General features: G+C 66.1%; 13 protein-coding genes. 7 read left to right on the top strand and 6 right to left on the bottom strand.

The genetic code is table 11. The features are described 5' to 3' along the window. The first annotated feature begins 53 nt into the window (after positions 1-53). Complete coding sequence (locus ACYDAT_RS01865) at positions 54-929, top strand: sulfotransferase family protein (protein ID WP_461438314.1); 876 nt, start codon at positions 54-56, stop codon at positions 927-929. A 169-nt stretch (positions 930-1,098) separates the two neighbouring features. On the opposite strand, the gene acnA is transcribed toward ACYDAT_RS01865, so the two are convergent. Further along, positions 1,099-3,846, bottom strand: a complete 2,748-nt coding sequence (gene acnA / locus ACYDAT_RS01860) for an aconitate hydratase AcnA (protein WP_461448309.1) — start codon at positions 3,844-3,846, stop codon at positions 1,099-1,101. A gap of 208 nt (positions 3,847-4,054) precedes the next feature. Here acnA and ACYDAT_RS01855 point away from each other — a divergent pair, with 208 nt between their 5' ends. Then, positions 4,055-5,029: a LysR family transcriptional regulator gene (locus tag ACYDAT_RS01855; protein WP_461438312.1), complete on the top strand. Its 975-nt coding sequence runs from the start codon at positions 4,055-4,057 to the stop codon at positions 5,027-5,029. A gap of 17 nt (positions 5,030-5,046) precedes the next feature. Here ACYDAT_RS01855 and hflD read toward each other — a convergent pair whose 3' ends face one another. From hflD to ACYDAT_RS01840, 3 genes are read right to left on the bottom strand one after another with little or no spacing between them, the layout of a single operon-like run. Further along, positions 5,047-5,685 (bottom strand): high frequency lysogenization protein HflD, encoded by a 639-nt coding sequence (gene hflD / locus ACYDAT_RS01850; protein WP_461438311.1) that lies wholly within the window; start codon positions 5,683-5,685, stop codon positions 5,047-5,049. After that, positions 5,682-6,824 (bottom strand): tRNA 2-thiouridine(34) synthase MnmA, encoded by a 1,143-nt coding sequence (gene mnmA / locus ACYDAT_RS01845; protein WP_461448308.1) that lies wholly within the window; start codon positions 6,822-6,824, stop codon positions 5,682-5,684. The genes hflD and mnmA overlap by 4 nt, the downstream gene beginning before the upstream one ends. Before the next feature lies 1 nt (position 6,825). Continuing rightward, a complete protein-coding gene (locus ACYDAT_RS01840) occupies positions 6,826-7,311 on the bottom strand; it encodes an NUDIX hydrolase (protein WP_461448307.1) in 486 nt (161 codons plus the stop codon). A 98-nt stretch (positions 7,312-7,409) separates the two neighbouring features. Between ACYDAT_RS01840 and clpS the strand changes: the two genes are divergently transcribed. Continuing rightward, positions 7,410-7,736, top strand: a complete 327-nt coding sequence (gene clpS / locus ACYDAT_RS01835; protein ID WP_297900244.1) for an ATP-dependent Clp protease adapter ClpS — start codon at positions 7,410-7,412, stop codon at positions 7,734-7,736. A gap of 183 nt (positions 7,737-7,919) precedes the next feature. Continuing rightward, complete coding sequence (gene clpA, locus ACYDAT_RS01830; protein ID WP_461448344.1) at positions 7,920-10,190, top strand: ATP-dependent Clp protease ATP-binding subunit ClpA; 2,271 nt, start codon at positions 7,920-7,922, stop codon at positions 10,188-10,190. A 37-nt stretch (positions 10,191-10,227) separates the two neighbouring features. On the opposite strand, the gene infA is transcribed toward clpA, so the two are convergent. Together infA and ACYDAT_RS01820 are read right to left on the bottom strand one after the other, a co-directional pair. Next, positions 10,228-10,446 carry a translation initiation factor IF-1 gene (gene infA, locus ACYDAT_RS01825; RefSeq protein ID WP_081128036.1) on the bottom strand — a complete coding sequence of 73 codons (219 nt, stop codon included), beginning with the start codon at positions 10,444-10,446 and terminating at the stop codon, positions 10,228-10,230. Positions 10,447-10,560: 114 nt separating this feature from the next. Then, positions 10,561-10,845, bottom strand: coding sequence for a polyhydroxyalkanoic acid system family protein (locus tag ACYDAT_RS01820; protein WP_461448306.1), 285 nt, complete (start codon positions 10,843-10,845; stop codon positions 10,561-10,563). Positions 10,846-10,927: 82 nt separating this feature from the next. Here ACYDAT_RS01820 and ACYDAT_RS01815 point away from each other — a divergent pair, with 82 nt between their 5' ends. From ACYDAT_RS01815 to pheA, 3 genes are read left to right on the top strand one after another with little or no spacing between them, the layout of a single operon-like run. Beyond that, the gene (locus ACYDAT_RS01815; RefSeq protein ID WP_461448305.1) at positions 10,928-11,698 is read left to right on the top strand and encodes an FHA domain-containing protein; all 771 of its coding nucleotides are present in this window, start codon (positions 10,928-10,930) and stop codon (positions 11,696-11,698) included. A 19-nt stretch (positions 11,699-11,717) separates the two neighbouring features. Further along, on the top strand, positions 11,718-12,803 hold the full coding sequence (gene serC, locus ACYDAT_RS01810; RefSeq protein WP_461448304.1) for a 3-phosphoserine/phosphohydroxythreonine transaminase: 1,086 nt from the start codon (positions 11,718-11,720) through the stop codon (positions 12,801-12,803). Positions 12,804-12,857: 54 nt separating this feature from the next. Beyond that, entirely contained in the window at positions 12,858-14,003 is a 1,146-nt protein-coding gene (gene pheA / locus ACYDAT_RS01805) for a prephenate dehydratase (protein ID WP_461448303.1), read from the top strand. The last annotated feature ends 16 nt before the right edge of the window (positions 14,004-14,019 follow it).

Below are 14,019 nucleotides of genomic sequence, written 5' to 3'. Positions count from 1 at the left end.
TCAACCGTGGCGAATGGGCCGCGTTATCCAGGAGAGGGTTTCTGGAGCTTGCCGTGAAACGAATTTTTGTTGTGGGCTGTCCGCGTTCGGGTACCACCGTGGTGCAGGCGCTGATCGCGCGTCATCCCGATGTGCATACCTTGCCCGAGACGGGGTTTTTCGAAGCCCTGTACGGCGGCACACAGGCGCGCTGGGGCGATCCCTACGCGCGCGACGGACGGCGCTGGTATCACCGCCGGCTGCATCTGGCGCAATCACGCGGACGGCGCCGCCTGCGCGAACTGGAGCACAGCACAGGCCTGACACGGCGTCCGCCGGCCCCGTGGCGCGATGGCGCCTGCATCCGGCGTTTCGTGCGCATGCTGGACACGGCCGCGATGCGGGCCGAGTGCAATGCGTGGATCGAAAAAACTCCGCAACATCTGCTGTATCTGGACGAGATCGCGGCCGCTGTGCCGGATGCGCGCTTCGTGCATGTGATTCGCGCTGGCCGCGACGTGCTGGCTTCGATCGCCGATGCCGATCTGCATCAGCCGTGGCCGGATTTCTCCGGCGGCGTAGTGACCTGGGCGCGACGCTGGAACCATGCCCTGGGATTGTCGCTGGCGCGGCAGGACGACCCGCGACATTTTCTTCTGTGTCTGGAAGACCTTACCCGCGACTTCGACGGCACATGGCATGCGCTGCGCGAGTTTCTCGATCTGGCGGTCGATCGCACCTTGCTGGCGCGGCCCGGCAGTCGCGTCAGCAGCGTTGATCACGAACCATGGCGAAAGCGCGAGACCACGGGCCGGATCAATACGCCCGAGCGCAAATACGAGCGCCTGTTCGGCCCGGAGACGCGCGCTTGGATCGAAACCGCCTTGTGCGACTACGCCAGCGCGCGGCGTCAGATCAGCGAGGCCTGCGCGCAGTCCCGTTCGGGTTGATGCATTTGCAAAAGCGGGCAGCCTGACGCCGATTCGACACGGTAAAGCGACAAGCAGGATGACGCGGTGGAGCCGTCCCGCCTTGGTCGCCATGCATACGGACGTACTCGTCGTGGCGGCACATCCGTGTGCCGAAACCGTTCAACAGCGCTGCCTTGCCAGCGCGAGATCAGGCAGCCTTGCGCGTGGCCAGTTGGCGCAGCACGTAAGGCAGGATGCCGCCGTGTCGATAGAACTCGCGTTCCTTGGGCGTCAGCAGCATGACGCGCACGCGGAAGCGCTTCTCGCCGGCATCGCCATGCGCGATCACCGTGGCTTCGCGCGCCTCGGGCGCATCGAAGCCGACGATGGCGAAGCTCTCGCGACCCGTCAGGCCGTGCGTCTGCGCGCTTTCGCCATCGAGAAACTGCAGTGGCAGCACGCCCATGCCGACCAGATTGGAGCGGTGGATGCGCTCGAAACTCTCGGCGATCACCGCTTTCACGCCCAGCAGCAGCGTGCCCTTGGCCGCCCAATCGCGCGATGAGCCGGTGCCATATTCCTTGCCGGCGATGACGATCAGCGGCGTTTTTTCTGTCTGGTACTGCATCGCTGCGTCGTAGATCGCCATTTGCCTGGCGCTGGGCACATGCAGCGTGTAGCCACCCTCGACGCCATCCAGCATCAGGTTCCTGATGCGGATGTTGGCGAAGGTGCCGCGCACCATCACATCGTCGTTGCCGCGGCGCGATCCGTAGGAGTTGAAGTCCCTGGGCTCGACGCCGTGCGTGATCAGATAGCGACCCGCAGGAGAGTCCTTCTTGATGTTGCCGGCCGGCGAGATGTGATCGGTGGTGATGGAGTCGCCGAACAAGCCCAGACAGCGCGCGCCCTGGATCGCGACGATGGCGGCGGGCTGCATGCCCATGCCAATGAAGTACGGCGGATTCTTGATGTACGTGGAGTCGCTCCAGCGGTACAGCTCGCCCGCGGGCGCGGCGATGCTGCTCCAGCGGCTGTCGCCGGCGAACACGTTGGCGTAGCTGCGGGTAAACATCTGCGGGTTGATGGTGCTGGCGATCAGATCGGAGATTTCCTGGTTGCTCGGCCACACGTCCTTCAGGAGCACCGGCTTGCCGTCGCTGCCCGTGCCCAAGGGTTCGTGGGCGAGGTCGATGTCGAGCGATCCGGCCAGCGCGTAGGCCACGACCAGCGGCGGCGAGGCAAGGTAGTTGAGCTTGACCTCGGGGTGCACGCGGCCTTCGAAATTGCGATTGCCCGAGAGCACCGCGCCGACCGTGAGATCGCCCGCGGCGATGGCCTTGCTGACCTCCGCCGGCAGCGGGCCGGAGTTGCCGATGCAGGTGGTGCAGCCATAGCCGACCAGATAAAAGCCGATCTTTTCCAGCTCGCCCAGCAGCGCCGATTTCTGCAGGTAATCGGTGACCACCAGCGAGCCCGGTGCCAGCGAGGTCTTGACCCAGGGCTTGGCCTTGAGTCCGCGCGCGGCGGCCTTCTTGGCGACCAGCCCGGCGGCCAGCATCACCGCCGGGTTGGAAGTATTGGTGCACGAGGTGATCGCGGCGATCACCACGGCGCCATCACCGAGGTCGAAGGTTTGCCCATTCATCTCGACGCGCACACTGCCGTCGGACAAGGCGTTGGCGGCGTTGCCGACCGCACTGCCACCCCCTTCGTCGGCGAATCGCGCGGCGTCGCCATTACGCGGCTTGCGCATGGCCGCCAGCGGCTTGATCGCGGCGGCGGCGCTGGCCTTGACGTCCTCCAGCAGCACGCGGTCCTGCGGGCGCTTGGGGCCGGCCAGCGAAGGGCGCACTGTGGCCAGGTCCAGCTCCAGCGTGGCGCTGAATTGCGTGTGCGGGGTGTGCTCGTCGTGCCACAGGCCCTGTGCCTTGGCATAAGCCTCGACCAGCGCGATCTGCGCGGCATCGCGGCCGGTCAGGCGCAAATAATTCAGCACCTCGGCATCGATCGGGAAAATGCCGCAGGTGGCACCATACTCGGGCGCCATGTTGGCGATGGTGGCGCGATCGGCCAGCGCCAGATGGGCCAGTCCGTCGCCGTGGAACTCGACGAATTTGCCGACCACGCCCAGCTTGCGCAGCATCTGCGTCACGGTCAGCACCAGATCGGTCGCGGTGGTGCCCTCGGGCAGCTTGCCGCTGAGCTTGAAGCCGACCACCTGCGGAATCAGCATGGAGGAGGGCTGGCCGAGCATCGCCGCCTCGGCCTCGATGCCGCCCACGCCCCAACCCAGCACGCCCAGGCCGTTGACCATGGTCGTGTGCGAGTCGGTGCCGAAAACGGTATCCGGGTACGCCCACTGCGTGCCGTCCAGCGGCGCGGTCATCACCACGCGCGCCAGGTGTTCCAGATTCACCTGATGCACGATGCCTGTGCGCGGCGGCACCACTTTGAAATTGCCGAACGCCTTCTGGCCCCAGCGCAGGAAGCTGTAGCGCTCGCCGTTGCGTTGAAACTCGATGGCGACGTTGTCCTCCAGCGCCTCGCGGGTGCCGAACTCGTCCACTTGCACCGAATGGTCGATCACCAACTCGGAGGGGATCAGCGGATTGATGCGCTTGGGGTCGCCGCCCAGCGCGCGCATGGCGTCGCGCATCGCGGCCAGATCGACCACGCAAGGCACGCCGGTGAAATCCTGCAGCACCACGCGCGCGGGCATGAAGGCGATCTCGGTGTCGGGTTCTTTCCTGGCGTCCCAGTTGGCGATCGCTTCGATCTCGCGCGCGCTGACGTTCACGCCATCCTCGTGGCGCAGCAGGTTTTCCAGCAGAATCTTCATCGCGTAGGGCAGGCGCTTGAGATCGAAGCGCTGGCCCAGCTTGGCGAGGCTGGCGAAGGTATAGCGCTGACCCTGCACTTCAAGGGTGTCGCGCACGGCAAATGAGTCTTTCATGGGTCTCACTCCTGACTGGATTTGTTGCTGATACCGGGTACTGAGTTCGCGATGCTTGCGGGCCAAGATCGGGGCTTTGGCAGGCGCTCAGCAGTTGAGACAAGTCGCTGGCGGATGCGTTCGGCAGGTGCGCGCCACCGTCACCGACTGCGGTTCATCCGCGCTAGCATGGGCTGGATGTCCACTGCATACAATCGCATTTCATGACATGCAGCATTCGATGATTTCGACGATGCTGGCCGCGGTGTCGCTGCGCGACCTGGCGCTGGTGCAGGCGGTGCAGCGTCACGGCAGCTTCAACAGCGCGGCACGCGCCATGCACATCAGCCCATCCGGTTTGTCGCATCAGGTGCAAAAGGTCGAACAAGCCCTGGGCGCGCCCCTGTTCGAGCGCGGCGGGCGGCGCGTCGTGCCCACGGCTGGCGGCCAGCGCCTGCTGGCGCACATCGACACGCTGCTGCATGCCGCTGAACACTTGCAGCAAATAGCCCGCGCCGGCGCCGTGGCCTTCGGTGGCGAGTTGCGCCTGGGCGTGCCAGCCTCGCTGGGGCCTTATCTGCTGCCGCATCTGATCACGCCGTTTCCGCAGCATTTTCCGGGCGCGCGGCTGAGTCTTTCCGAGGGCAAGCCCAAGGGCTTGCTGCGGCGTTTGCAGGAAGCCGAGCTGGACGCCGTGCTGGCGCCCGTCGCGCCGGCGCTCAGCGGTATCGCCATGCGTTCGCTGTTCTTCGAGCCGTGGGAGCTGATGCTGCGCGCCGATCACCCGCTGGCCGGGCGGCGCCGGATCGCGCAGACGCAACTCGACCCCGCCACCGCCACGCTGATGGCCGAGAGCCACGCCGCAGGGCAGGGCCACGTGCAGGACGTGAGTCTGGAAAGCCTCGCCGCGCTCACCACGCTGCGCGGCGGCTACGCGCTGGTACCGGCGCTGGCGCATGAGCGCCTCGCCTCGATGCCGGGCATCGTGCTGGCGCAGATCAAGGGACAGGCGCCGGGCCGCGAGATCGCGCTGTACTGGCGCGAGGCCTCGCCCTGGCAGGCAGATCTGCACAGTTTCGCCGTGCTGCTGGTCAAGGTGGCGAAGCAGCGTCCGCGCTTGAGACTGATCAAACTGGGGAACGCCGCAACAAGTACTGGCGTGCTTGCTGCGCGGCAAGCCATTCGTGACTTGCGCAAGGTTTGAATTTGTTCAGACCTTGTCTAGCCCTGATCCAGCGTCGCGCGCGATTGCAAGCCGCGCGCCAGCATCAGCGTCTGCTTGCGCTGCAGCAGCAGGCGCCACTGCGTGCCGCCAATCTGGCGCCACAGCACCGCCGCGCGCACCGCGGCCAGCAGCGCGGCGCGGATGCGCTCGACCAGCGCCGGCTGATTGAGCATCTGCGCATTGCCGGTCACCAGCACGCGCGGGCGCAGGCTGCTGACCGTTTCGGCGTACAGACCTGCCAGACGCGCGATGACGCTGGCGTGATCGGGGCTGCCGAAATGCTCGGCCTGGCGCTGCGCGTCGCGCAGGCCCTGCTGCAGGTGTTCAAGACGCGGGCCATCGGTCATCAGGCGACGCTCGATGCGCAGCACGGTCAGCGCCATGCGCGTGATCATGCCATCGGCCTGCTCGCCCTCGATCTGGCGAATCAGCGTTTGCAGCCCGAGGCGCACGCCGCCGATGCCGCCGAATACCGCCAGCGTGTCGGGCGCGTCGATGCGCAGCACACTGGAAAGGCTGGCCGCGTAGGCGCTGCTGTCAGCCTGACCCTGGGTGGCCAGCGCGCGCACCAGCGCCAGCGCCTGGAACAAGCCGGCCAGGGCAAGGGTGCGTTCTTCCGAGCGATCGGTGGTCATTGCTGCGAACTCATGGCGGCGGGCTCATGGTGGAGTGGTGGCGGAGCGATCAAACCGCCAAACACGGCGTCGCTGGCCTCAATGGTAGCGCCACCGAGGCATACCTCATCCTGATAGAACACGATGGACTGCCCGGGCGCCGGCGCACGCTGCGGTCGCGCGAAGCGCACGCGGCAGCCATCGGCATCGATTTCCACATGGCATTCCTGCGCGGGCTGGCGGTAGCGGATCTGCGCCTGGCAAGTGAACGCGTCGGCCGGCGCGTGGCCCGCGATCCATGTTGGCGCCAAGGCGCGCAGCGTGCGCGCATCCAGCCAGCGCGCGACGTCGCCCTGGGCGACGATCAGCGTATTGACCGCGACATCCTTGCCCACGACGTACCACGCACCGCCACCCGCGCCGCGCACGCCGCCCAGACCCAACCCAGCGCGTTGGCCGAGGGTGAAATACAGGCTGCCGGGGTGCTCGCCGACGCGGCGCCCGGCGCTATCGAGGATATCCCCCGGTCGCGCCGGCAAGTACTGCGCCAGAAACGTGCGAAAATCGCGCTCGCCGATGAAGCAGATGCCGGTGGAATCCTTCTTGGCCTGCGTCGGCAGCGCGTGCTCGCGCGCCAATGCGCGCACCGCGGGCTTGTGCATCACGCCCAGCGGAAACAGCGTGCGCGACAACTCGTACTGGCCCAGCGCGTGCAGGAAATAGCTCTGATCCTTGCCGGCATCCACGCCGCGCAGCAGCTCATGGCCATGCGCGGTTTCGCGCACGCGCGCGTAATGCCCGGTGGCGATGCGCTCGGCGCCCAGCGCCAGCGCGGCCTCGAGAAACACCTTGAACTTGATCTCGCGGTTGCACAGCACATCCGGATTGGGCGTGCGTCCGCGCGCATACTCGTCGAGAAAATGCCGGAACACCTCGCGCAGATAATCGGCGGAGAAATCACGCAGATGAAAGCGCAGGCCGAGACGCCCGGCCACGGCCACGGCGTCCTTGCGATCCTGCTCGGCATGGCAGTGCGGGTCGTCGGCATCCTCGCGCCAATTGCGCATGAACACGCACTCCACGGAATGTCCATCCTGTTGCAACAACAACGCGGCGACCGAGGAATCGACCCCGCCGGACAAACCCACGGCAACGCGCATCTCAGCCCCAGCCCGTGGCGCCCAGGCGTCCGATCGCAGCCAGCGGCAGACGCTGGCCGCCCAGCCAGGCATCGATGCTGGCCAGCACCAGGGACGTGCGCAGGCGCTGCGCGGCGGCGGCGATTTCCTCGCGCGTCAGCCACAGCGCACGCACGATGCCGGCATCCAGCGGCCGCGCGGCGTCGTGCTGCAGCGCCTCGGCGGCAAAGGCGAAGCGCAGCGTGACATCGCCGTGGCGCGGATTCAGCCACGGCATCACCCCGATGAAGTGCCGCGGCGCCACGCGCCAGCCGGTTTCCTCCAGTGTCTCGCGCACCAGCGCATCGACGATCTCCTCGCCGGATTCCAGATGCCCGGCCGGTTGATTCAGGCACAGCACGCCGCGAATGTTTTCCTCAACCATCAGGAATTGGTCGCCGCGCGCCACCACCGCCGCCACGGTCACGCGCGGTCGCCACACTGGCTCGACAGGGGTTTGCTGCGACATGTTTGCAATCTCCGGAAACGCCGCCATTGTGCCATTCACGCCTCTTGGTCGCGCGCCTCGCAGAGTATGATTTGCCCATGAAATCGAACGTCAGCGCCATGGCCGAAGAACCACGCCATGAATACGAACAGGAGCACGGCGTGGCGCTGGAAACCGCCAAGCCCGAACTGCAGCGCCCGGCCATGTTCCAGGTCGTGCTGCTCAATGACGACTACACGCCGATGGAGTTCGTGGTCGAGGTGTTGCGCGTGTTCTTCGGTATGCAGCAGGAACGCGCGGTGCAGGTGATGCTGCATGTGCACCACCGCGGCAAGGGTGTATGTGGCGTATTCACGCGCGAAGTGGCGGAAACCAAGGTCAATCAGGTCAACGAATACGCGCGGGCGCACCAGCATCCCTTACTTTGCGATATGGAAAAGCTCTAAGCTGCCTCCATGTCGACAGCATCCCGGAGAGCGGTCGGCACGGCCGCTCCGGCACATGGATGTGCCGCCACGCACCGCACGTGAATGCGTGCGTGGCAAAAGTGGCGCGGCTTGGCCGCGACCGTTTGCTCGCAAGCCGCGGCAGGAAGCCCGGTCTTGCAAATTGATACAGAGGTCAATCCGATGTTCAGCAAGGATCTCGAACTCACCATAGGTCAGTGCTACAAGGATGCGCGCGAGCACCGTCACGAGTTCATGACGGTCGAGCACTTGCTGCTAGCTTTGCTCGGCAACGCCGCCGCGACCGGTGCGTTGCGCGCGTGTGGCGCCGATCTGTCCAAGCTCGAGCATGACCTGCGCGAGATCATCACGCAGACGGTGCCGGTGCTTCCCGTCGATGACGAGCGCGACACCCAACCGACGCTGGGCTTCCAGCGCGTGCTGCAGCGCGCCGTGTATCACGTGCAATCCTCGGGCCGCAAAGAGGTCACCGGTGCCAACGTGCTGGTGGCGATCTTTGGCGAGAAGGATTCACACGCGGTGTATTTCCTCAACCAGCAGGAAGTGAGCCGGCTGGACGTGGTCAATTACATCGCGCACGGCATCGCCAAGCTGGAACCGGATGCCTCCAGCAACAACAGCTCAGGCGAGCGCGAGCAGGAAGAGGGCTCCGATGTCAAATCCAACCCGCTGGGTGATTACGCGGTCAACCTCAACGAGCTGGCGCGGCAAGGCAAGATCGATCCGTTGATCGGACGCGCGGATGAGATCGAGCGCACCATCCATGTGTTGTGCCGGCGGCGCAAGAACAATCCGCTGTATGTCGGCGAGGCTGGCGTCGGCAAGACCGCGCTGGCCGAGGGTTTGGCGCGACGCATCGTCGAGGGCGGGGTGCCCGAGATCCTCAAGGACACCACGGTTTGGGCGCTGGATCTGGGCGCGCTGGTGGCCGGCACCAAGTACCGCGGCGATTTCGAGAAGCGCCTCAAGGGCGTCATCGCGCAGTTGCGCAAGGATGCCAAGGCGATCCTGTTCATCGACGAAATTCACACCATCATCGGCGCCGGATCAGCCTCGGGTGGCACCATGGATGCCTCCAACCTGATCAAGCCGGTGCTGGCCTCGGGCGAGTTGCGCTGCATCGGCTCGACCACGTTCCAGGAATACCGCGGCATCTTCGAGAAGGACCGCGCGCTGGCGCGGCGTTTCCAGAAAATCGACGTGCCCGAGCCGTCACTGGCGGAAAGCGTGGAAATCCTCATCGGCCTCAAAAGCCGCTTCGAGGCGCACCACAGCGTCGAATATACTGCCGAGGCGCTGAAGGCTGCGGTGGATCTCTCGGTGCGGCATCTGCCCGATCGTCTGTTGCCGGACAAGGCCATCGACGTGATCGACGAGGCTGGCGCGCGTCAGCGCCTGCTGCCGGTCGAAACGCGCAGTGAGCGCGTGGATGTGCCCGACATCGAGTACATCGTGGCACGCATGGCGCGCATTCCGCAGAAGCAGGTTTCGGCTTCCGATCGCGATGTGCTGCGCAATCTCGACCGCAATCTCAAGATGGTCGTGTTCGGCCAGGACGAGGCCATCGACACGCTGACCAGCGCCATCAAGATGGCGCGTTCGGGGCTGGGCGATCCGCAAAAACCCATCGGCTGCTTCCTGCTGGCCGGTCCGACCGGCGTCGGCAAGACCGAGGTCACGCGGCAACTGGCCATGCAGCTCGGCATCGAGCTGATCCGCTTCGACATGTCCGAGTACATGGAAGGGCACTCGGTCAGCCGCCTGATCGGTGCGCCTCCGGGCTACGTGGGCTTTGATCAGGGCGGCCTGCTCACCGAGGCTGTGGTCAAGCACCCGCACAGCGTGCTGCTGCTGGATGAAATCGAGAAAGCCCACCCCGACGTGTTCAACATCCTGCTGCAGGTCATGGACCGTGGTGCGCTGACCGACACCAATGGCCGTGAAGCGAATTTCAAGAACGTGATCGTGGTGATGACCACCAATGCCGGTGCATCGCTGGCGGCGCGCCGCAGCATCGGCTTCGTCGAACAGAACCATACCAGCGACGCCATGGAAGTCATCCGCCGCACATTCACGCCGGAGTTCCGCAATCGCCTCGATGCCATCGTGCAGTTTGGCGCGCTGGGCTTCGATCACGTGCTGCGCGTGGTCGACAAATTCCTGATCGAGCTCGAAGCACAACTCAACGAGAAGCACGTCAGCCTCAACGTCGAGCCGGACGCAAGGCACTGGCTGGCCGAGCACGGTTTTGATCCGCAAATGGGCGCGCGGCCGATGGCGCGCGTGATCCAGGAGCAGGTCAAGCGCCCGCTGGCCGAGGAGCTGCTGTTCGGCAAACTGGCGGCGGGCGGGCGCGTGATCCTGCGCGTGCGTGACGGCAAGCTGCGCAGCGAGGCCGAGGCCGGCGCACAGACTCCGGTGATGGTGGAGTAGCCGGCATTGGTGTGCCGCGAGGAGTTTCCGAGGCGCCTTAGCGCACGCGGTAAGTGATGCGTGCCTTGGTCAGGTCGTACGGGGTCATTTCCACCTTGACCTTGTCGCCAGTGATGATGCGGATGTAGTTCTTGCGCATGCGCCCGGAAATATGCGCGATCACGATGTGACCGTTTTCCAGTTGCACGCGGAACATGGTATTGGGCAGGGTTTCGGAAACCGTGCCCTCCATTTCGATGACGTCGTCTTTGGCCATTGCTCGGGGCTAACCGCGGCTCAAGGCCGCATCAATCGGCGATTCTGCCACGCGCAGGCGCTGCGGCGATAGTGTGAAGCGCGCGTCAGCAAGCAATTCCGACAGGCGCAACGTTCAAATCGCCGCGCCAAGGTGCTGGTCAAGCTGACGCCGGATTTCCGCCTCGATGGTCGGCTGCATGAAGCCCAGCAGCAGACCCAACTCGGCGTGGATATGCACCTGGCCGGCCTCCAGGGTGATGCCGCCCTCGACGCCGCTGCGCCGAAAATGCAGCACGTCACCCTGCCAGGTGGTTTGCAGTGCAAAGCGCGCGCGCAGCGCCGCCGCGACCTGATCGATGGTGGCGCGCGCTTGCGGCGCCGGCAGCGAGTGCGCGCGGCTGATGTCAATGGTGGGCATGGCGCGATCATAGCGGTTGCAGTTGCATATCCAGGCGCCCGGCAGCGATACGGCCTGATACAGTCCGCGCCCGGAGCACATCATGCGCATCGCCATCCTGGCACCTGAAAAAATAGAATTCAGCAGCGCCGCTGCGGCGATCACGCTGGGCAGCGCCGCGAGCGACGATATCGTGCTCGCTGGCGAGGGCATCGCCGGCGAGCACGCGCACCTGAGTCTGGACGCGCGCGGCTACGTTCTCGAAGTGCGCGCAGGGGTTGCGCCGATCTATGTCAATGCACGCCCAGTGCGTGAGCGCGCGCTGCTGCATGCGGGCGACCAGATCAGCATTGGTGCGGCGCAGGTGTTGCTGCTGGGCGAGCACGTGCGCGAGGCCTGCCCGGACGATCTTGAACCCGATGCTGATTTGCCGCCCGGAATGCTGAACCTGCGCGGCATCGGCGGCACGCGTAGCGGCGCGGCGCTCAACGTTGCGCCGACACTGGAGCTGGGCGCCGACGGCCTGCCGGTCGGCCTGGGGGCAAAAGCGGGTTCGTTGCGCGTTTTCTGCGTGCACGGCCGCCCGGCATTGCTCAGCCGCGATCTGCCTGCGGGCGCGTGGCCGCGCATCAATGGCCATGTCGCCGCGTGCGCGTGGTTGCACGATGGCGATCAGATCGCCATCGGCGCGCAGCGCTATCTGGTTGATGCGCCTGCTGACGCGGCGCGCCACGATGCCGCGCAGGCATTCATTCCGCCCGAGGCCGCGCGCCCCGAAGACACCGCCGGGCCGCGCCGCGAAGTGTGGTGGCTGCTGCTAACCGCGGCCGTGATTGCGCTAGTGCTGGCGCTGCTGCTGGCCATTCGCCACTGATTTCCGCCGGAGCTTCGATATGAGCCGCACCTGGAACTTCGCCGCCGGTCCCGCCGCCATGCCCGAGGAGGTCTTGCTTCAGGCTCAGACCGAATTGCTGGAGTGGCGCGATGCGCGCGCCTCGGTCATGGAGATCTCGCACCGTGGCAAGGCGTTCATGGCGCTGACCGCCGAGATCGAGGCCGATCTGCGCGCGCTGGCCGCGATCCCAGCGCATTACAAGGTGCTGTTCCTACAGGGTGGCGCCACGTTGCAATTCGCGCTGCTGGCGATGAATCTGGCCGCGCCCGGACAACGCGCCGATTACGTGCTCAGCGGCCACTGGAGCGAGAAAGCCGCGCGTGAAGCCGCACCCTATGTCGAGGTGCAGATTGCCGCCGACGCCCGCGCCAGCCATTACACGGCGCTGCCGCCGCGTGCCGACTGGCAACTCGACGCGCAGTCGGCCTACGTGCACTACACGCCCAACGAAACCATCCACGGACTCGAATTTCCCGATATCCCCGAGGTGGGCAGCGTACCGCTGGTGGCGGATTTTTCCTCGAGCATCCTGTCCGCGCCGCTGGACATCGCGCGCTACGGAATGATTTACGCCGGCGCACAGAAAAACATCGGCCCGTCCGGCCTGACCCTGCTGATCGTGCGTGAGGATCTGCTGGCGCGTGCCACGCGACCGATGGCGAGTATTTTCCGTTACGCCGAGCACGCGGCGCACGAGTCGATGCTCAACACGCCCAACACCTTCGGCTGGTATCTGGCCGGGCTCACCTTCAAGTGGATCGCTCGGCACGGCGGCCTCGCCGCCATGGCCGCGCGCAACCGGCGCAAGGCCGACACGCTGTATGCGGCCATCGACGGCTCCGGCGGTTTTTACCGCAACCCGGTCGAGCCACGCGCGCGCTCGCGCATGAACGTACCGTTTTTCTTGCACGACGCCGCGCTCGATGCGCGTTTCCTGGCCGCGGCCGAACAGGCCGGGCTGCTGGCTTTGAAGGGCCATCGCGCGCTAGGCGGCATGCGCGCCTCGCTGTACAACGCCATGCCGCAGCAGGGTGTCGATGCGCTGGTGGCCTTCATGGGCGAGTTTCAGCGCGGCCACGGTTGAGCGTCGGCGGGCAATCGCGCAGTATGGGGCTCTCTGCCCACGCACGCTGCGTCCATGCCCGAGCCCACCGCATCCAACCCTTCCGATCCGCAGGCCGCGGATGACGCTTCGGCGCCAACGCCCACCGCCAATCTGGCCGAGGCGCGCCAGCGCATCGACGCCATCGACCGCGAGCTGCAGGCGCTGATCGCCGAGCGCGCGCGCTGGGCGCAGCAGGTCGGCCGCGCCAAGGGGCCGCTCATGGCCGCGGTGGATTACTACCGCCCCGAGCGCGAGGCGCAGGTGTTGCGCATGGTCGTGGACCGCAATCAGGGGCCGCTGTCCGATGCCGAGCTGGTGCGCCTGTTCCGCGAAATCATGTCGGCCTGTCTGGCGCAGCAGGAGCCGCTGTGCATCGGCTTCCTCGGCCCCGAGGGTACTTTCAGCCAGCAGGCCGCGCAGAAACACTTCGGCCACAGCGCGCGCCTGTTGCCGCTGGCCAGCATCGAGGAGGTGTTCCAGGAGGTGGAGGCCGGGCACGCCGATTTCGGCATCGTGCCGGTGGAAAACTCCGGGCAGGGCACCATCCAGTCGACGCTGGATATGTTCCTGACCTCGCGGTTGAAAATCTGCGGCGAGATCGAGCTGCGCGTGCACCAGTATCTGCTGTCGCGCACCGGGCGCATGGAGGATGTCGAGCGCGTGTACTCGCATCCGCAGTCGCTGGCGCAATGCAAGGTCTGGCTGCGCCAGCATCTGCCGGCCAGCGAGCGCGTGGCGACCGCCAGCAACGCCGAAGGCGCGCGCCGCGCGCATCTGGCCGATGACGCCGCGGCGATCGCCGGCGAAGCGGTGGCGCATGTCTATGGACTCAAGGTGATCGCCGGCCCGATCGAGGATCGCCCCGACAACACCACGCGCTTTCTGGTGCTGGGGCGCGAGTTGTTTCCGCCATCGGGCAACGATCGCACCTCGCTGCTGGTGTTCGTCAAGGATCAGCCCGGCGCGCTGTTCAACGCGCTCAGCCCGTTCGCGGCGCACGGGGTCAGCATGAACCGCATCGAGTCGCGACCGGCGCACAGCGGCGCCTGGCAATACGCGTTTTTCATCGACTTGTCCGGCCACGTCGAGGACGCCGCGTTGCGCGCCGCGCTCGACGAACTCACCCCGCACGCCTCCGAGATCCGCGTGCTCGGCTCGTACCCGGTGGCGATTCCATGAAGCGTGCAGTGCGAGC

This window comes from Metallibacterium sp., assembly GCF_054637675.1.
The sequence above is the reverse complement of the archived record's forward strand: the minus strand, read 5'-3'. Positions and strand labels throughout refer to the sequence as shown.